This window comes from Lentibacillus daqui (assembly GCF_027186265.1).
In the GTDB taxonomy this organism is placed as follows: domain Bacteria; phylum Bacillota; class Bacilli; order Bacillales; family Amphibacillaceae; genus Lentibacillus_C; species Lentibacillus_C daqui.
The window spans coordinates 3,016,931-3,037,107 of the sequence record NZ_CP114176.1; the positions used below are offsets into that span (position 1 = coordinate 3,016,931).

General features: G+C 42.0%; 18 protein-coding genes. 5 read left to right on the plus strand and 13 right to left on the minus strand.

Annotated features, from left to right (window positions below):
• The first annotated feature begins 10 nt into the window (after positions 1 to 10).
• A complete protein-coding gene (locus O2S85_RS15265; RefSeq protein ID WP_269410165.1) occupies positions 11 to 1,747 on the plus strand; it encodes a class I adenylate-forming enzyme family protein in 1,737 nt (578 codons plus the stop codon).
• A 372-nt stretch (positions 1,748 to 2,119) separates the two neighbouring features.
• Complete coding sequence (locus tag O2S85_RS15270) at positions 2,120 to 2,638, plus strand: hypothetical protein (RefSeq protein ID WP_269410166.1); 519 nt, start codon at positions 2,120 to 2,122, stop codon at positions 2,636 to 2,638.
• A gap of 183 nt (positions 2,639 to 2,821) precedes the next feature.
• Here the strand turns inward: O2S85_RS15270 and O2S85_RS15275 are convergent, their stop codons facing one another.
• Positions 2,822 to 3,931, minus strand: coding sequence for an AbrB family transcriptional regulator (locus O2S85_RS15275; protein WP_269410167.1), 1,110 nt, complete (start codon positions 3,929 to 3,931; stop codon positions 2,822 to 2,824).
• A gap of 347 nt (positions 3,932 to 4,278) precedes the next feature.
• Here O2S85_RS15275 and O2S85_RS15280 point away from each other — a divergent pair, with 347 nt between their 5' ends.
• Positions 4,279 to 5,844, plus strand: coding sequence for a BCCT family transporter (locus O2S85_RS15280; RefSeq protein ID WP_269412605.1), 1,566 nt, complete (start codon positions 4,279 to 4,281; stop codon positions 5,842 to 5,844).
• 137 nt (positions 5,845 to 5,981) lie between these two features.
• Positions 5,982 to 6,302, plus strand: coding sequence for a hypothetical protein (locus O2S85_RS15285; protein ID WP_269410168.1), 321 nt, complete (start codon positions 5,982 to 5,984; stop codon positions 6,300 to 6,302).
• 375 nt (positions 6,303 to 6,677) lie between these two features.
• Here O2S85_RS15285 and O2S85_RS15290 read toward each other — a convergent pair whose 3' ends face one another.
• The 4 genes from O2S85_RS15290 to O2S85_RS15305 form a co-directional block, all read right to left on the minus strand.
• Positions 6,678 to 8,033 carry an Nramp family divalent metal transporter gene (locus O2S85_RS15290; RefSeq protein ID WP_269410169.1) on the minus strand — a complete coding sequence of 452 codons (1,356 nt, stop codon included), beginning with the start codon at positions 8,031 to 8,033 and terminating at the stop codon, positions 6,678 to 6,680.
• Positions 8,034 to 8,477: 444 nt separating this feature from the next.
• The gene (locus tag O2S85_RS15295) at positions 8,478 to 9,758 is read right to left on the minus strand and encodes an NCS2 family permease (RefSeq protein ID WP_269410170.1); all 1,281 of its coding nucleotides are present in this window, start codon (positions 9,756 to 9,758) and stop codon (positions 8,478 to 8,480) included.
• A gap of 173 nt (positions 9,759 to 9,931) precedes the next feature.
• Positions 9,932 to 10,387, minus strand: coding sequence for a Uma2 family endonuclease (locus tag O2S85_RS15300; RefSeq protein WP_269410171.1), 456 nt, complete (start codon positions 10,385 to 10,387; stop codon positions 9,932 to 9,934).
• A 96-nt stretch (positions 10,388 to 10,483) separates the two neighbouring features.
• On the minus strand, positions 10,484 to 10,906 hold the full coding sequence (locus tag O2S85_RS15305) for a MarR family winged helix-turn-helix transcriptional regulator (RefSeq protein WP_269410172.1): 423 nt from the start codon (positions 10,904 to 10,906) through the stop codon (positions 10,484 to 10,486).
• Between the two features lie 357 nt (positions 10,907 to 11,263).
• On the opposite strand from O2S85_RS15305, the gene O2S85_RS15310 reads away from it, so the two are divergent.
• Entirely contained in the window at positions 11,264 to 12,511 is a 1,248-nt protein-coding gene (locus O2S85_RS15310) for an MFS transporter (RefSeq protein WP_269410173.1), read from the plus strand.
• A 103-nt stretch (positions 12,512 to 12,614) separates the two neighbouring features.
• On the opposite strand, the gene solA is transcribed toward O2S85_RS15310, so the two are convergent.
• From solA to O2S85_RS15350, 8 genes are all read right to left on the minus strand, one after another.
• Positions 12,615 to 13,748, minus strand: a complete 1,134-nt coding sequence (gene solA / locus O2S85_RS15315) for an N-methyl-L-tryptophan oxidase (protein WP_269410174.1) — start codon at positions 13,746 to 13,748, stop codon at positions 12,615 to 12,617.
• Between the two features lie 30 nt (positions 13,749 to 13,778).
• Positions 13,779 to 15,209, minus strand: coding sequence for a sodium:solute symporter family protein (locus O2S85_RS15320; protein WP_269410175.1), 1,431 nt, complete (start codon positions 15,207 to 15,209; stop codon positions 13,779 to 13,781).
• 65 nt (positions 15,210 to 15,274) lie between these two features.
• Complete coding sequence (locus tag O2S85_RS15325) at positions 15,275 to 16,366, minus strand: NAD(P)/FAD-dependent oxidoreductase (RefSeq protein ID WP_269410176.1); 1,092 nt, start codon at positions 16,364 to 16,366, stop codon at positions 15,275 to 15,277.
• Positions 16,363 to 16,692 (minus strand): (2Fe-2S)-binding protein, encoded by a 330-nt coding sequence (locus tag O2S85_RS15330; protein ID WP_269410177.1) that lies wholly within the window; start codon positions 16,690 to 16,692, stop codon positions 16,363 to 16,365. Before O2S85_RS15330 ends, O2S85_RS15325 begins: the two co-directional genes overlap by 4 nt.
• Complete coding sequence (locus tag O2S85_RS15335) at positions 16,693 to 17,796, minus strand: NAD(P)/FAD-dependent oxidoreductase (protein WP_269410178.1); 1,104 nt, start codon at positions 17,794 to 17,796, stop codon at positions 16,693 to 16,695. It abuts the gene before it with no gap.
• Positions 17,786 to 18,109, minus strand: a complete 324-nt coding sequence (locus tag O2S85_RS15340; protein WP_269410179.1) for a (2Fe-2S)-binding protein — start codon at positions 18,107 to 18,109, stop codon at positions 17,786 to 17,788. Before O2S85_RS15340 ends, O2S85_RS15335 begins: the two co-directional genes overlap by 11 nt.
• 101 nt (positions 18,110 to 18,210) lie before the next feature.
• Positions 18,211 to 19,323 carry an NAD(P)/FAD-dependent oxidoreductase gene (locus O2S85_RS15345; RefSeq protein WP_269410180.1) on the minus strand — a complete coding sequence of 371 codons (1,113 nt, stop codon included), beginning with the start codon at positions 19,321 to 19,323 and terminating at the stop codon, positions 18,211 to 18,213.
• A 90-nt stretch (positions 19,324 to 19,413) separates the two neighbouring features.
• Positions 19,414 to 20,136 (minus strand): GntR family transcriptional regulator, encoded by a 723-nt coding sequence (locus O2S85_RS15350; RefSeq protein WP_269410181.1) that lies wholly within the window; start codon positions 20,134 to 20,136, stop codon positions 19,414 to 19,416.
• Positions 20,137 to 20,177: the final 41 nt, after the last annotated feature.

Consider the following 20,177-nt stretch of genomic DNA (forward strand, 5'->3'; position numbering starts at 1 on the left):
GGAGGAAGATATGATGCAAAGAAATCAACAAACAACAATCCCTACCGTTCAGGAAAGACGGCAGGCTCTGGAATCACAATTTCCTGTCTGGGAAAAACATACCATTGCCACCCATTTTAAAAGTCAATGTCAATTGTATCAGGAGCGCCCGCTGATCATGATGCCGGATGATGTTGTTACTTATGGAGAAATGTGGAACCGGTCATTTTTATATGCTAAAGCATTCATGAAAGTGGGGGTCAAACGTGGGGATCATGTTGCTATCCTGATGGCCAATGACCCCGATTATATTGCTTTATTTATTGCGACTTCCATGGTTGGAGCGGTAGCAGTTCCATTAAACACACAGCTTCGGGATGAGGAACTAAACTACATGATTCGCCAATCAGATACGAATTGGCTTATTTTACATCAATCAGCAAGTAAACAAAACCATGCAGCAATCATAAGCAAGATTGTCGAAAACCTTAAAGCAGAGCCTGACAGTCGTTTGCAGCGTGCTATTTGTATACCAAATGCCAACGAACCCATTCCAAATGGCTTTATAGATTGGTCGAGTTTTATTTCTGAAGCGGACAAGGTTTCAGATGATGCAGTCCTTAAACGGTGGAAAGAAACAGATGACCCCGATGAATGCGCCGCGATTATTTATACATCAGGCTCAACAGGGTTGCCAAAAGGAGTTATGCTAACGGATGATATGATGTTACGTTCAGGGTTTGCTACTTGTTTGAGCCGGGCTTATGAAGATGGAAGACGTATTTTTGCCCCCTTACCTTTTTATCATGTCTATTTTCTCCAAGAGGGGCTTTTCGCTGTTTCGTTTGTTGGCGGGGCAATGGTTACCTGTCTAGGGTTCTCACCATTACAATCCTTTGAGTTGATGGAGAAGTATCGTGTCAACGACTTTCTCGCTGTTCCATCCATGCTTGTTGCCATGTTGAACCGACCCGAACGAAAAACGTTTCAACTCGAGTCTTTGTTTGCCCTTTTATGTTGTGCCGCACCTTCACCGGTACCACTTTGGAAGCGTGCTGTCGAGGAATTGAAGGTCGAGGAAATTGGTACAGGATGTGGTGGAACTGAGGCTTCATCAACCACCATGCTAACTGAAATCGGTGATCCACTAGACATCATTTCAACCAAAGTCGGCAAAGTCAAATTGGCTGGTGTGGCAGGTCATCCAGAGTTTGGGGATGCAAGTGTGGAATATAAGGTGATTGACCCGGATACTGGAGCAGACTTACCAGCAGGATCAGTAGGTGAACTTGCAGTAAGAGGGAATGTTGTCACACATGGATACTACAAAAAGCCTGACGAAACCGCCTTTGCAATCGATCAGGATGGCTTTCTTCGTAGTGGGGATTTGGGTCAAATTGACGAACAAGGGTACATTCAGCTCTTGGGTAGGAGTAAGGATCTTTACAAAGTGTCTGGTGAAACGGTTGCTCCAAAAGAAATTGAAGATGTCATTTCGCTGCATGCTGCAGTTAACCAAGTATATATTGTTGGTGTCCCCGATCAACTTACAACAGAAACCGGTGCAGCCTTTATTGAATTGAAGCAGGGTGTTCCCTGTACAAAGCGGGAAATCAGAGAATGGTGCAGGAAACGCGTTGCCCGCTTTAAAGTCCCGCGTTATATTTGGTTTGTTACCGCAAATGACTGGCCGTTAACAGGAACAGGGAAGATTCAAAAATTCAAGCTGCAGGAGATTGCTGAGGAGAGATTGTCCAAACACGGTTAGGCCCGGGATTTTCATAAGGAATAAATCTCAATGAAAAGACTTTTAAAAGGTGATGTTTTAAAGCACATCACCTTTTATTGCTCGCAGAATGCCATATGCGCACCTATTGTTGAATGAAGAATTAACTCGTGCATGCTAGCGTTTCCTACTATAGGATGACGAGCTTGGGTATGCTTCCGGATCAACTTTATACCTGTCTCGATCAACTTTTTATGTGTTCCCGATCAACTTTCCCCTCCGCTCGATCAACTTTTGCGTGTTCTCGATCAACTTTCCTCTACTCTCGATTAACTACGCATGGTAAATAGCACACTTTTAAAGCGGTCATTCCTACTTGTATTCTCTTGTAAACCTGGACTTCCTTTTTAGCATATGAATGTAAAATGGGGAGGTGAGATGTTGAAAAAGGTGTTAACCGGACTTTTTTCATTTGTTTTTGTGTTCTCATTAGCAGGCTGTTTTAGTGATCCGATTCAGGATGACATACTTAGTTACTCAAATGAAGAAATGACTAAGGCACATGAGCTAGAAGATACTGCTGTTTCTGCCTACAACGAGGTTACCGGACAAAACTACACGGATGATGAGACGATGTATGCAACATTGGTCGATGATGTCATTCCTACTTACAATGAATTCATTAGCGAGTTAAACAATACACACGTTGAAACCGATGAACTTAGGGAGATCCATGAGCTCATTATTCAGGGAGCGAATACACAATACAATGCATTTGTCAAAATTGCGCATGCCCTGGAAGATCAGGATGCGGATGCGATTGAAGAGGCAAATGGCATGTTGGATGATGCCAAAAAGAATTTTCGCGACTACCAACATCAACTCGATAAACTGGCAAAAGAACATGATGTTGAATGGAAGGAAGAAAAATAATAACCTTTCCATCCCCACATTAAAACATTCTAATAAAACAAGTATGAGGCGGGAGTGCATATTACCACCTTCTGAGCCCTTGGTTTCCCCATGGTATAAAGAGCAATCAAACTAATAATTGTTTATCGAAAATAGGGTTCAGATTCTAGCACGCTCCCCTACACACTTCTTCAAAAAATAATGTCATGCATGTCCATTCTGCTGCGCTGCTTTTCTCCTGTCCATCATTTTAAATATCAACTTCACCAATGGCGGGACAGCAAAATAAATAAAAAAAGTGCGAAACAGTTGATAGCCGGAAACCATCGACAAATCCGCATGAATCTCATGGGCAATGATTCCCATTTGATCCATACCCCCGGGAGCCAGGCTTAACAAGGCCGTTGCATTCGATACTGGATGAATTTTTGTTAATACGACACTCAAAACCAACGATCCCAGTAAAAGCATCAACCCGCTGCCAATCGCCAAACCAATTGTCCGCATTTTCCGCTGGATTTGATCGGTTTGCAGCATCAAGCCAACATGCGTACCGATCATCAACTGTGACATATTAATAAGAACCGGTGGCAAATGCGGCCCCTCTATACCAAATGCCTGAAGAATGGCTGTACCAATTGCAGGTCCCAACAAGAAGGACGTTGGAAAGTGTATTTTATTTCCTACAAAAGTTAGTACAATACTTACTACTGCGAACAAAAGCAAACCGGGAAATAAACCGCTCCAACTCGCAGTCACTGTATTGACCGCAGTCGATGCGTTTTCTGCAGCTCCGTCGTTATACACTGGTAATGTAACCAGCAGCGGCATCATGATAATAATCATCATCAGCCGAATCACCTGTGTGACCGTCACCACTGCCAAGTTAATGCCTTCTGTTTCCTCTGCCAGCATAATTACCTGTGTCAGCCCACCCGGAATACTACCTAACAGCGTTGTATTATAGTCACTATCAGAAAGTTTCGATACGACATATGCAATCCCCGAACAAAAAAGTAACAAGATCACTGTCATACTCAGCATGGTAGGCAATTGAAGCGCCATGGCATGCAAAGCGACTGGTGTCATCGATAAACCGATCGTATAGCCAACAATCATCATACCTGCATCGCGAATACCAGTTGGCCAAAAATAATGTTGCTTCAATACATTGGTACCGATGAGCCCCGCCACCATTGGCCCAAGCAACCACGGAACCGGGATATGGAGCAATTTAAAAAGCGCACCGCCAATAACAGCGGTTATCAGCGTTAGGATGAAATGTTTTATTTTAATAGAATCATGATGTTGCATATGTTCCAACCTCCCTCTGGCAAAAAAATGATGCCGGCTGAACAACAAGCCCGCATATTGGGAGTTTTAAAAACCAATATATCCATTTTACCGCTGAGTGGTGGGAAGGACAAGGAAATCGTTTATCATTTCCGGTCTTGACAGCTCTTTTCAAACGCTGTATCCTAACATGCTGTATGCTAATTTAATGATATCTTTAAATCTCACATACAAACAAAACGCTACCGAATATAAAAAAGATGGGCAGTGTTTTGGGTTGTGAGATTTTTTATTGTTTTATAGGATTACGATAAGCTGAAAACTAGGAGGATTAATTTTTGAAGAAATTAAGTAAGCATGATCAAGCAATGGATAAACCAGTATTATTTGTTAGTGGAGGTGCCTTGCTTGCTTTTGTGATTCTGGCATGGATCAATCAAGAGTTAGTAACGAATCTGGTGAACTATCTGTTTGATTTTTCCGCGAAATATTTTGGATCCATATACCAGGTGCTGATGATGGGAACATTTCTTATCGCCTTATTTTTGGGGTTTTCAAAATTTGGACGGATACGATTGGGAAAACTGGATCGGCCGGAAATCGGCTATTTTAAATGGATTTCTATGATTATATGTACATTACTTGCAGCAGGTGGCGTATTTTGGGCTGCTGCTGAACCATTGAGTCACTTTATAACAGTACCACCTCATTTCTCTGGTATTGATGCTGGTAGTAAAGAAGCCGTCTCCCCAGCGTTGGCCTCCAGTTTTGTCGATTGGGGATTTCTTGCCTGGGCTATTCTTGGGACCCTTGGCACATTTGTCTTGATGTACGCCCACTATCACCGCGGGGCACCTTTAAAACCAAGAGCATTGCTTTATCCAATTTTCGGTGAAAAAATTATGCAAAAAAGTGCACTTGGAACGTTTGTTGATGCCTTTTCCATTGTTTCCGTGGCTGCTGGAACGATCGGGCCAATCGGATTTCTAGGGTTGCAAGCAAGCTATGGATTGAGTACCTTGTTTGGAATGCCTAACAATATTTATATGCAAATGTTAATCATTGTTGTAGTCGTAGTGGCAGCCGGAGTATCTGCAGCAACCGGGATTCATAAAGGGATTCAAATTTTAAGTAGTTATAATGCTATTCTGGCAGTCATTCTTATGGCAGCAGTCCTGATATTAGGTCCGGCACTATTTATCTTTGATTCGTATCTGGAGTCATTCGGTCTATATATACAAAATTTTTTCCGACTGAATACCTTCCGCAGTGATGAAGCATGGCTTGGTAGCTGGACGGTCTTCTTCTTTGCCTGGTTTATTGGCTATGGGCCGATGATGGCCATGTTTGTTAGTCGGATCTCCCGTGGGCGGACCATCCGGGAAATCGTTACAGCAGTCGCAGTCATTGCCCCAATTATAACAACGTTTTGGTTCACTGTTGTTGGTGGAGCAGGAATTTTTGGAGAGATCACACACCCCGGTTCGATATCCGAAGCATTAAATAGTGATGGTCCACCTGCAGCAATGATAGCTATTGCAGATCAATTGCCGTTTGGAACCATACTAGGATTTTTATTCCTGTTAGCAACGATTGTCTTTGTCTTAACCACGACTGATTCCATCTCACTGACGATTTCAATGGCAATTACTGGAAACGGTGATCCTTCTAAAACGATGCGTGTATTTTGGGCACTGATTATGGGTCTTGTCGCAACTGTATTATTAACCATCGGCGAGGATAGTATTGACTCGCTGCAATCCTTTATTGTCGTGACGGCAGTGCCGGTATCCCTGTTAATGCTGACCACTTTCTGGACCGCCCCACATGTATGCCGGGAACTTGCCAAGGAACAGTTGGACACGGAAGAAGCGGAGAGTCATGCTGTGGACATGGAAACGGAGAGTCATGCTGTTCACGAAAAGGCGCAATAGGATAAGCATCCCGTTTATTTCGGGAGCATTGAAAAAGCGGGGGCTCAATCCATTTGCGGATGCCCCCGGATAATTTTCACCCTTTCCTAAAACCGTTTAATCTTATATAATAGATTTAATAGAAGGTGGTGATAAATATGGAAGAATCAGGATTTCAAGAAATCATAAAAGCTCTGGAACTACACTCGGCACACATCGACAAAAAAATGGATCAGATGAAGTCAGATTTGGAAAAACAAATGGATCAGATGAAAACAAATTTGGAAAAGAAAATGGATGACGGGTTTAAGCGTGTTGATAAACGCTTTGAACAAGTCGATAAACGCTTTGAGAACCTAGAAAAAAAGGTAGATGGTATAAGGGTTGATTTGACCGAAAACCAGGACACAACCGATCTCTTATCAACTAAGGTTCTCCAGCACGAAAAAAAACTTCGTAACTTGACCTTACAGCAATAAAAACTACCTCATGCTGTAAAATTTCCATGAAAGAAAAATAAGCCTCCACTTTCCTCGCAGTGAGAACATAAGGAAAGTGAAGGCTTGATTTGTTTTATTTGGATTTGCTAGTTCCTGTTCCTTGTCATATATACCAGGGAACAGAAACAGAGGGCTTCTCCACCATCAAGGACCGTTCGACTGAATTCCTTATGTTCAAAATTGATTTCGTTTCCAGCTTGAGCGGTTTTGCTCCATGCTCGAGCGATTTTCCTGTGCTCACGATCGATTTTATGCCCGGTTCGATCGGTTTTCCTCGTTCTCGATCGACTTTGCTCCAAACTCGATCGATTTCTTTGTATTCTCGATCAAGTTTCCTGTTCAACCTAGCCTGCGCTATCCTAAATCGTGACCTGTTAACAAAATATAAACAACGAGGAATACATTCAGTACGATAATCACTGCTGTACATATCCAGGCGAGTGTTTTTATCATGTTGCTGTTGGCAAATTGCCCCATTTTCTCTTTACTGCTGGTAAATAATACAAGCGGTACAACAGCAAATGGCAACTGCAGGCTGAGGACGACCTGACTCCACAGCAGCAAATCCGCTGTCCCGCGGGATCCGGCAATCCATGTGACGACAAAGGCCGGAACAACCGCAATCAATCTGGTAATCACCCGACGCAGCCATGGCGAGATCCGCATATGAACAAAACCTTCCATGACAATTTGCCCGGACAGTGTTCCGGTAATCGTGGAGTTTTGCCCTGATGCCAACAAAGCAACAGCGAATAATGTACTGGCAATCCCGATACCAACTGTTGGACTTAACAGCTTATAAGCCTCCTCGATTTCTGAAACCTGAATCCCGGTTCCGTGAAAGGCTGATGCGCCGAGAATAAGGATAGCCGAGTTAATTAAAAAGGCAATCGTCAAAGAAAAAATCGCATCGGCTACGGAAAATTTAATGGCTTCTTTCCTTCCTTTTTCGGTTCGTTTATATTGTCTCGTTTGCACAATCGATGAATGCAGGTAAAGGTTATGCGGCATCACTGTTGCACCCAAGATACCGAGTGAAATAAACAGCATATTAGGATTCACCACAATCTCGGGTTTTGGAATATAACCTCCAAGTAATGCCGAGATTTCCGGCTTGGATGCAATCACTTCAAATACAAAGATAAAAAAGATGGTGGCCATTAGTACAGCAACTATTGATTCAATAATCCGGAACCCTTTTCGCTGCAGTAACAGAAGCAATAAAACATCCAGTGTGGTAATCAAAATGCCCCATAATAGTGGAATACCAAACAATAAATTCAAAGCAATGGCCGACCCGATTACCTCCGCCAGATCTGTGGCAATAATCGCAAGTTCGGTTAACAGCCAAAGAATGGTTGCTGTTTTCTTGCCGGTTGCATCACGTGTCGCCTGGGCCAAGTCACGTCCAGTTACAATGCCAAGTTTTGCAGCCAGCGTTTGCAGTAACATCGCCATTAAATTGGAAATTAAGATAATCGATAATAGTGTATAGCCAAATCGGGTTCCCCCGGCAATAGAAGTTGCCCAGTTCCCCGGATCAACATACCCGACAGCCACCAATGACCCCGGACCGGCAAACGCCAAGAATTTGCGCCAAAAGCCAGCATTTTCGGGAATAGAAACAGAATTATTAACTTCTTCCAAACTTATATTGGAACTGTGTTTTAACCATCCATGTTCATTAGACGAATTACGCGTTTTATCCATGTTAGTCACCTTTTAAAAACATGCCGTTAGTTAAGTAAGTTTACCAAGGGAAACAATTCACCAAAAAAATATGATTCCTTTAAGTGCGTGTTCAAAAAGGAGGATAAAAAGGACCGAGAAGTTCTAGGCGGCGTAGCTTTGAGCACCGGAGTGTACATAAAAGGTACATGAGGAGCGGAAAAGCAAGCCAACGACGAAATTCGACGTGTCATTTTTACCGGACTTTTTGAACATCCTCTTTAAGAATCCTTACTATCCCCTATTTCCACAAACAAATGTATTCACCAACGATATGTTGAATGTAGAATTACACTTTCATTATTTTTTTATATTATACCCGGTAGTTGTTTTTTTCAAGTATCTTACATTAGAAAGTTTTTTAGCTTATATTTTTATGAATACTCCATGATAAAAAGCCTCCGAAATTCCGGAGACTTATTCTTATCAAGTAAATTGAAATATAAAATTCAACAAAAATAAACCAGCAATGATATAGAACGCGGATGAAACTTTCCTTGCGTGACCTGTTGCGAATTTTAAAACTGTATACATAATGAATCCAATGGCAATACCATCTGCAATGCTATACGTGAACGGGATCATGATCATAATAAAAATTGCAGGAAAGGCTTCTGTTAAATCACTAAAATCCAAATGCCTGATATTTTGCACCATTAAACCACCTATAATGATTAAAATCGGTGCAATCGCATTAGCAGGAACCATATGAATGTATGGAATGAAAAAAGTAGTGACTAAAAATAAAATACCTGTAGTGATTGTCGTTAGCCCTGTCCGTCCTCCCGCTGCAATGGCTGCAGTAGATTCAGCAGTTGATACTGTTGGACTGGTTCCGAAAATACCCGAAAGCATGACAGAAATACCATTTGCTTGAAATGCCTTTTTAAATTTCCGTGGTTGCTTAGCCAAAGCCAAATGCCCCGAAATGGTACCAATATTCTCGAACATCACAACCATCGTTATCGAAAAAACGGCAATGAGAAATGGTAATGATGCCCAATTCGCCAATGAAAAAGATCCAAATACTTCACGATAGCCCCGCAGTGAAAAGGACCCATTCGACCCCGAAGGTATAATCCCAAACAAGGCTGCAATAATGATGCCAACAAAAATAGTCCAAAGAAAGTTTCCCTTCACATTCCGAATGAACAAAACCAAAGCAATGACTAAAGTTAATATAGTCGCCAACACTTGAGGATCGCTAAAGTCACCCAGGGCAATGATGGATGTGCTGCCCCGTTCAATGAGACGGCCATTTTCGAGACCAATAAACATTAGAAAAAATCCGATCCCAATATTAATTGCCTCTTTCAATGCATCCGGTATCGCATCACTAATCACTGTGGTCAATGAAGAAAATGAGATTAATATAAAAATCAGACCGGAGATGACGGTTACTCCCAGTGCTTCTTGCCAGGAAAGCCCCATAGATTCGACAAGTGTATAGGTAAACATGGCATTAATTCCCATTCCAGGAACGACTAGGATCGGTGCATTGGCCCATAAACCCATGATTAAACATCCGGTAAAAGAGGTGAGAATGGTAGCCAACATCGCCCCTTTCAATGGAATGCCCGCCTCCGATAATATCAGCGAATTAACGGCAATAATATAAACAATGGTGAAAAAGCCAATTAACCCAGCTGTTACTTCCTGTTTTACACTTGTCTCATGTTGCTTTAATTGAAACAGGTCTCCCTTCATGTTTATTCCTTCTATTCAGTTTTCCCTCGCCCGCCCCGCTCCTTATACGATTGGAGCCACATATAATCTATATTTTAGTAAAGAAAAACGTTTTGTCAATAGGTAAGCTTTTGTTTCTATTTGGAAAACCTTTATCACTGTTTCACTTTAAAAATCCAAACAAGGCGTAAACCCTATTCTTCCCGTTCAGGAAAAATCATCCTCAAATCAATCATCAGGTTATCCAAAACATGCACGGAAATGGAATCCTCTCTATTATATACGTTATCAAGCTCCAATGAACGTCCTTTTAGGAGATAGACTTCAACAAGCTGATTAGCGGGATCAATAATCCAATATTCCAAGACTCCAGCATGTTGGTATGCCAATCTTTTGTCCAAACGATCGATCTTTGCTGAAGGTGGAGATATTATCTCAACAACCAAATCAGGAGCACCCACAATTTTGCTCCGTTTGATCTTGTTTGGATCACAAACTATGATTAAATTCGGTATAAGCCAATTTCTAACATTTTCATCAATCCACTTCTTATTCGTATTCTGGAATAGATAAACATCAATTGGTGCAGCAAATACCTGACATTTTTTCCACCTTCCGTACCCTGTCCTTGTAAGATTATTATATAACAAATTACCAGCCTATTCATGATGCTTTTACAAAGTCAACGGCCACATTTGATTATTTATAAAAAAACCGTGATGGCGCCATTGACCTGGCAAAAATCATCACAGTTTTTCTACCGTTTTATTATATTTTTTCAGCAGTTCTCCAAATGCAGCGCTTTCTTCGTCAGACCAACCTTCAAGCACCTTGCTGATGTGGTCTGATCTCGTTTTCTGATTTTCAACCAAAGCAATGGAACCTTGATCACTAATTTGGTAAAAATAAGATCTGCCATCAGACGGATTGGGCAATTTGGTGACAAGTCCCTTTTTTTCCATTCCCGCAGCTTGCCTGCTAACAGTGGAAACATCCAATTTCAAATCATCCGCTAATGTCTTAACACTGGATGGTCCCCGCTCTTGTAATAAACCAAGTAATATATATGTCGATCGATCCAACTCGTTATTACGTTTTTCCGATAAAACAATCCGGTGAACAAAAGTTGCAATCTCCCGCTGAATAATGTTAAATGTTTTTTCGTCCATGGACACACCCCTTAGCCCATGATACCCAGATTGGAGATGTTTCGCAAGTGTTTATGTCGTGTAACTCCAGGTATCTAGTTAGTGGACAGATTGTTTTCCCAATTGATGTTGTTCTCTTCCGAAAAGTATGTTGTTCCATCCCAACTTCCTGTCGCTTTCTTCCAATCTCATATGGTTTCCCCTCCGTCAATTCCTGCTTCTCCAGTCATCAAGCATCGTTCAATACTTCCCTTTCAAAATTCACACAATGGAAATTACACACCTTACAAATTTCTAAACTAATTGCACTATACAATTATTTAGTTGTATGTTACAATCAATTTTGTCACTTTTAATTTAACATAAGGAGTATGATTTATGTCAACAGCAACACAACAAGCAACGTTGGAAAAGTTCCCGGATATCGGTATCCAGGATGATCCTAGTCTTTTAAAACAGCCAAAAGCGGTTTGGGCTGTATTCTTTTCTTGTATTATCGCCTTTATGGGGCTTGGTCTTGTGGATCCGATTCTGCCCGCTATTGCCACACAGCTTGATGCATCAACCAGTCAAGTCACCTTGTTATTTACCAGCTATAATGCCGTGATGGCGGTGGCTATGCTTGTTACGGGCAGCCTGACATCGCGTATTGGCATGAAGCGTACACTACTTCTGGGTATTGTAATTATTGCGCTGTTCTCTGCACTTGGCAGAGCTTCAAGCGGTGTTTGGGAAGTCATCGGAATGCGTGGTGGCTGGGGACTTGGCAATGCCTTGTTTGTCGCAACGGCATTAACAGCTATTACCACTCTATCAAACAGTGGAAATGCTAAAGCGGTCATTTTGTATGAAGCCGCTATTGGACTTGGCATTTCGATTGGGCCGTTACTAGGGGGCTGGCTTGGTGCGATGTCCTGGCGCGGGCCATTTTTCGGTGTAGCTGTTTTGATGGTGTTTGCCTTCATTTTTTTGATAACCGTGATGCCCAAAACGCAACCAGCAACATCTAAGGGGCCGGCTAAAAAAACATCGCTTGCTGATCCGTTTCGAGCCTTGAAACATCGTTCATTGCTCGTATTTGGCACATCGGCTGCATTATATAACTTTGGCTTTTTCACATTATTGGCATATGCCCCATTCGTCCTTGGATTGGATGAACATGGATTAGGCTTTGTATTCCTGGGATGGGGTATTTTATTGGCGATCACCTCTGTATTCACGGCGCCAAAATTGGAACAGCATGTCGGTACAGTCAAATCATTGTCCCTCGTGCTTCTACTTTTCGGTGTTTTGCTTGCGGTAATGGGAATATTCACATCGACGCAATGGCTGTTAATCGCATGTGTCATCATCGCTGGTGCTTTGTTGGGAAACAATAACACATTGATCACAACAGCTGTTATGAATGCAACGGATGTAGAGCGTTCAACTGCATCAGCCGCATACAGCTTCCTGCGTTTTTTGGGTGGTGCGGTTGCTCCGTTTTTAGCAGGAAAACTTTCCGAGATTTTCAATCCACATGTACCATTTATTGTTGGTTCTGTGTTTGTATTTTTATCTGTGTTGGTTATTGTATGTAATTATAAGCATATTAAGCATGTGGATGATGTGGAAGGTGCGCATTAATCTAAAAAAAAAGCAGTGAACTTCTTGTTGGAAGTCCACTGCTTTTTTAAACCTGTTTAACCACTCCTTCAAAGTTCATAGGTATTCCTGGATTTAGTAACGCTCAATAAACCAAATTCCTCCCCAAATCCAAATGCTCAATTCCATGCTCTGTTTTCCCATCAATCACAAGATCAGCAGCAATCGAGCCAATAACAGGAGACATCTTAAAACCATGCCCTGAAAAACCGCTCACTAAAAACGTATGATTCATCCCCGGCACTTCTCCTATGACCGAATGATCATCCACTGTGTAACCATCCATATAGACACTTGCTCGCACGGGGTCAGGAATAAGACCCGGTATTAGTTCCTTCACGTATTCACTAACTTCTTTTAATTCATCCAGTGAAACATCTCGATCCAATTGACCCGGATCTGGCACATTGGCTGGATTCTTGGTGTTCGAAGCCTTGACCATTGTCCCATCCAGTGTTGGGGCACCTGTTAATCGAAAATCTTTTCTCATTCTAGCAAAAATCGGGAAATTTTCCGGTTTAAATTGATCGATATTTTTAGCGGGAAACCACGTTAATACGAGACGTCTTGCCTCTATTTTTGTGTTCCATTTCGGCATCAATTTTTTGGTCCAGGCTCCGGTGGTTACTAATACCTTTCCGACACGGTATGACTGACCATTAGCCACAACCGTAACCCCAGCGTTATCTGGAATAATTTCCTCCACTTTTGCATATCTGTGAATGACTGCCCCGTTTGCTTCGGCTTGACGGGTGGCTGAAATAACGGCTAATTCCGGTCTGATGAATCCAGCTTTTTTATCCAGGATCATCACTTCCTCTGGAAACAACCTATATTGCGGGTATCTTTTCGTCGCTTCTTCTCCCTGAATGATTTCATGTTCTAATTGAAATGCCTCAATCGATTGTAATACATTTTTTAGCGCATCTGTATTTGGATCGCCAATCATTAAACCACCATTCAGCGTTAACAACGTATTTCCCGTTTCCTGCTCTAATTGTCTCCATAGTCGTCTGGCTTCTTGTAATAACGGAACATATTGCTTGCCCTCCATGTATGCCGTTCGAAACAGCCGTGATTCGCCTCCAGCTGCTGAACGATCATTGCCAATGCCAAATTGTTCAAATCCCAGAACAGACACACCTCTGTTAGCAAGCTGCCAAAGTGCCATGCTCCCCATTGCACCTACACCAATTACCGCTACATCTGCATCCATCATACACACCCCGTTTTCATTTTATTCAGACTATTAAATTTGTACCTCTTTTTCTTCAACAGAACGTTCCAGCTTATCTTTATTAGGAAATACATAAGTGAATAGAATAAAACCGACTAAAGAACCCGCTATACCGAAAGCGACATAAGGCACATCTGTATCAACCACTTGTGCAATTGCTGAACACAAGACCCCCAAAAACATGCTTACTATCGCACTTTTCGCACGCAATCGATTGGTTTTTCTTAAAAGGAACCCGCCAAAAATCGGTACTAACAAACCTGAGGCAGAATAAGCATATGTTGCAACAAGCCAACCTAATGCTTTTGGATAGTATAATGCTAATAAAACTGCCAAAATAACGACAGCAACCGACAGTAGCCGTGATAGCACCAATAACTTGCGATCGCTTGCATTGGGATTAATGTAAGACTGATAGATATCAGTAGTCAGGTTCACTACAACAGATTGCACAGCACTACTCACCGTTGACATAATGGTTGCGATAATAAATGCCCCATAAAGTGCCATAAACCAAAGTGGGATCTGGGTCAGGAACCACCCCGAAGCCATTTCCGGATCACTTAAATCTGGATTCATCGAATAAACAGCAATTCCCATAAATGATGCCCAAATACCACTGACCACCCCTACGATTGCGGCAATAATGAATCCTTTCTTGGCGACACTGGGACTACTAGCCGCGTAGATCCGCTGATAAGACATTTGGTTGGTCAATGCACCGGGGAATATTGCGAGTATCCAAAAAATGATTGTTGTTGTTCCGACAGCACCAAGTCCTTCTGGGAAATTCACCATATTTCCCGGTACTTTCGAGGTAATTTCAGACCAGCCGCCAGCAAGATCAAGCATATAAAATCCACTTACCACTGTCATCACAAGCATAACACAACCAAATATAAAATCCGTCCAGGCAACAGAAGATAGTCCACCAGGTAGCACAAACAACAAACTGATCGCTGCAAAGAATACGATCAACAATGTGAAATTGATACCCGTGATTTCCGCAAACAAGCTTCCAAAAGCAACTAATTGTGTGCACAACCACCCAAATGGCACAACAACGGCCAGGAAAGTAACAATGCTCATCATGATTGTATGCTCGCCATATAACTTTTTGAAAATTTCCGGCATCGTAGTGAATTTTTGTTCTTTTAACCAATTAGCCAAGAGCACCAGGATGATAATACCGATAGAATACAAGATATTATAGGTTACGGCTGACCAGCCAGCACTATAACCGATTCCTATATGGGCGACTAACACCCCACCCCCAACACCAGTAGCAAATTGGGTTCCTGCTACAACATATATCGGTAATGACCTCCCCCCAACTGCCCAATTTTCATTGCTTTTCGTTCTCCTTCCGATCCAAAGAGAAAAAATCGCTGCACCTGATAAGACCACAATCGAGCTTAACAAAATGACTAACGTTGCGTTCATTTTTTGCCTCCTTAATTTTTGATTTTTATTTGTCAAAGCTGTAGAAAATCATGCTGTTTCATCTGTTATACAAATGATTTAAATTCATTAAAACGATCAAGCTGCAAATTTTTTAAGTCAATGGATGTTTCCCCATCTGTCAGAAGTTCTGTCATCAATGTTCCAACAAGAGGTGACAAGGTAATCCCACTATGCATCACCGCAATATAAGCGTTATCGATGGTCGGGATCGGACCCACTATAGGATAGCCATCATTGGGAATCACACGGACGCCTGCAAAACAGCGGACAATGTTTGCTTTTGCCAGGGCCGGTATATAATCAACAGCCATTTTTGCCGTATCCTGGATGACGTCTAATGTTGTCCTCCTGTCATAGCCAACTTCTTCTTTGGAATAGCCAATCAATATTTCACCATTATCGGCCTGGCGCATCCCGGCAATGGTATATTTGATTAAGGGTGCCAATGGTTCTGTAACCAGTATTTGACCCCGAACCTGTTTTACCGGTATATCCACTCCTAATAGTTTGCCAACCTCCCTTGTCCACGGTCCGGTTGCTAAAACGATTTGCTTTGCAATAAAAACATCTTTTTCGGTGGTTATTTCAAACATCCCATTGTTTCGCTTTATATCCATAACAGGGTTGTAAAAAGAAAACTGAACATGATTCTTTTTTGCCGCTTTTATATATAACTCAACTAGACGAAATGGATTTACATTCCCATCAATTTTACTAAAGGTTGCTCCGGCAATATTTGCGGACAAAGCAGGTTCTTTCTCCAGTACTTGTTCACGTGTCAATACGTCAATATCTATTCCGACCTCTGCTTGTTTTTCCGCAAGCCGTCGTGCACTTTCCCGATCCGCTTCATTAAAAAATGGAGCAATTCCGCCTGTACGCTTATATTCCACATCGCCAATTTTTCTCTCCAAAAAGGGATATAACTCTGCACTTAACATACTCAATTCTCCATACCATGCCGGTGTTTTATTATGGACCCAAACCCATGCCTGTGTAGATCCTGATGTTCCGGATAATGGATAAGATTGGTCAAGAACCAATATCTCCTTATCTTTCTTCTCTGATAAATGGTATGCAATACTGCTGCCTACTACACCGCTTCCAATGACAACAACATCATATTTGTTTGTCATGATTCCTCATCACCTGCTTTTGGAGCCGTTTCGTCAAATAAGGAAATGACACTCGAAGAATCCTCTTGACCAGCTAAAGCAGCAATTCTTGTCGGCTTTAACGGCATTCGCATTCTTGGTAAACTGATTTCCCCCATAGGTTTATGTAGTGATTCACGAAGGACTTGTCGGACCAAATTGGAACACACTTTTGCCTGGCACGGTCCCATTCCACATCTAGTTAGTCGTTTAATATCATCAAAGGTATGCGCACCAGATTGAATGGCCTGTTCAATTTCCGCGACATTGATTTCCTCACATTTACAAATAATGGTTGAATCATCCATTTAAATCCCTCCCTCAGACATATCAAAAAGCTGTGCCAATTGTGTATCCATTTCACCTTGAGATGCCTTTATCATATGAATTCTCGCTTGACATGTACTTGTAGATTCCAGATGACAAAGTTGCTGCCAAAGTTGTTCTCTCCTCGAGACTGCTGCTTCCTTGTCTAATCCACCCAATGACTCGATCACACCGACAGATGCAATTTCAGCTGTTAATAGAATCGCACCCATATCGGTTATCCCAGCTGCATTACCTGCCACATAAACAGATGATTGACTTGTTTCCATTGTTAAATGATATTTCGGCACCCAGCCTCCCAAGTCCTGTTCATAGGTGAAATCGCAGTCCAATATTTCCAATGGCTCTAAAATTGGTGTTACCCCTTTTCCAATACAAACCAGGTCAATGTCCATTTCTTTGTTTGCTTCTTGGTGGCTGATGATAACCTTCTCTACTTCTCCATTACCAGATGCTTGGATGATGGAGCTATTTAAATAAATGGGTACACCAGCTGTTTCAAGAAATTGTACCGTTTCTTTGTTACTCGCCTTCAACCGATCCTTTTCTTCTACAATTCCTTGTAAAAACACACCATTTTCAACAAGTTGTTTTGCTACTTCCAAAGCAAAATCATTGGAACCGATGACAATCGCATTTTTTCCGGGTTTGACATGTTCACGGTTCATTAATATTTGCGCGGCACCGACCGTCATGACACCTGGCAATGTCCATCCCGGAAAAGCAAATGCTTCCTCCGCTGCACCGGTTGTGACAAGCACTTTTTTGGCAGCTATGGGAATCGTGTTTTCTCCATTGGATACACCCACTCTTCCGTCTTTATACGCTCCAATCATGGTGTGTTTTAATAAAATAGTGACATCCAAATTTCCGAGTCTTTTTGTTAAAGTCTCTGCCAGCGCTATCCCCGTCTGACTTTCAAGTGGATCAGGAAGATGATTGATTTGTTGTGTTTGCTGTCTTAGCTGCCCACCCAAGGAAAATGATTCATCGACAATAACTGTTTTGCTACCGTGTAAGGCAGCGACATAAGCAGCATGTAATCCCGCCGGCCCTCCGCCTATGATTAGTAAATCAGTCTCCATATAATTCTCTCCTTACATCCGGATCCCCATCGTTGGAGTGAATGACTGCTCCTTCTTCTATCAACGTCATACAACTAAGGACGTGATCTAAATCATTGACCGAAACAAAGCAGCTACAGCACCTGCCATTGGCACAAAACAACCCCCTTGGCTGCTGCAGCTTCCGACTGATTCCGAATTTTTTTATACCATTTGCCATTAGGGCGGCTGCAATTGTTTGCCCCTGTCTCGCTTTTAACATTTTTCCGTTAAAATAAAAGAATATTTCCTTCTCCTCATTTCTATTCGTAATCGAACAAGTCGAAGTTTCCATATAATCTCCTCCCTGGTTAATATAATGTTATAATATTATAATCTCTATGTTAGCAATCTTCTTAGGATGTCTACTAATCCAATGGAGTGCCACATCCATCCTTATTCGCGCTCAGGCCAATATGCATTTAGATCGACTGCTATATCTTCTCCTGAGGCAAGTGAAGCAGCCAGTATTCCCACATACGGTCCCATCGTTAAACCGGAAGCGCCTAAACCGGTTGCTATGACTACATGTTGCACATGATCCAGTGTGCCGAGCAAAGGTAGAATATCAGGACCCATTGGCCGAAATCCAATTCTCACTTCCTCCATTGTTCCATTATTTAACCCCGGAGCAACCGCTAATGCATTGGTTAACACCTCATGCATTCCTCCAGCCGTTGTTTGATAATCAAAACCAGAACCCGTCTCTCTTGTCGCCCCGGCAACGATACGTGAATCATCAAATGCCAGCATATAGTGGCTGCTTTCCGGCAAAATGACCGGCCAATCAGAAGTATCTGTGTTCGGCAGCTTGATATGTGCAATTTGCCCGCGTTGTGGTTCGACTTTCAGATTAACACCAAACGGCTTCACCAACGCAGGTGTCCACGCCCCCGCCGCAATCAGGACAGTATCCGCATGGATGATTTCGTTATTCAACCGAACCCCAGTCACCGTATCCTGTTCGTGTACTAGTGACGCTTCACCGTGCAGAATTTTTGCTCCATGCTTTTTTGCAGCACGTACCATGGCATCCCGGAGTAATCGTCCGTCCACCCGGGCTGCCCCAGGAACAAAAACAGCCTCCAATTTCTCCTGTAAAGCCGGGAATAATTCTCTTGCTTCGTTCGCTGTTAACCGTTGAATATCGCCCATTTCCGGCGCACTGTCATATTTATCTCTTAATTCCGTTTCAATGGTATGTAATGTTTCTCGGTTTTCACTTACACATAGTGCACCTACTTTTTTATAACCCGTTTCTTCTTCCCCATCTTGCCTTAATTGTTCGATTAATTGAGGATATAATCGTGCACTTTCCTTGGCAATTCGATACCAATCGACATTCTTTTCCTTCTCGCTGGATACCCATGGACAAACAATCCCTGCCCCAGCAGCGGTTGCAGCCCCTTCATGCTGTTTATCAATGAGAGTGACTTCATGATTATTTCTTGCTAAATGGTAAGCTGCACTAGCGCCGACAATCCCAGCACCTATTACAACGATTTTCATATTATCTTAGACCTCCCTATTTTTGCATAGATTTTTTTACATCCTTTATTGCTTGATGTGGCTATATGACAGACAATCCTTTTACACCAGCTACAGTTGAATTTCAAGAAAGAACCGAGATTGATCCTGTTTTACGATAAATCTGGAATATTCAACGATGTTATCATGCTTATCCGATGTATACCGTTCAAAGACCAATAATTGTTCCCCTTTTGGAATGTTCAGGATACTCGCTTCATACGCATCCGCTAAAATGGTGGAAAAGTAAACTTTCGCCTTATTCAATTTCATGTTGTATTTCTTTTGCATCATGTTATACAGCAAATCATTTTCAAGATCCGACTGATGCAAATCAGGAAACAAAAGTTGCGGAATAAAGGAATATTCAATGGCAACCGCTTTATTTTGTTGTAATTTGATACGGTGTATTTGATATACAAGATCCGCTTTATTTATTTTTAATGCCTTTGCAATCTTACTTCCGGCCATCTTTTTTTTGAAACTTAATGTTTTATGCGGATGATCATGCGTTTCCCACGCCTCATTTTTTATAGAAACAAATTTCGAGATATCCTTTTCATCTTCCTGGGCAACAAAGGTCCCCCGGCCACTTTGCCGATAGAGTTTTCCACTATCAACCAATTCAAGCACAGCTCGTTTAACCGTAATATTACTAACACCAAATTGAGCAGCCAGTTCTTTTTCCGATGGTAACTGATACCCCACCTCCCATTCGCCAGAGGTAATTTTATCATGCAGATATTGTTTAACCTGTTGATATAAAGGTATAGATAGCGCTTTATCGACTTTCATGTTGTTCTCCTTTTAATAGCATTTCATATAATATTATAACC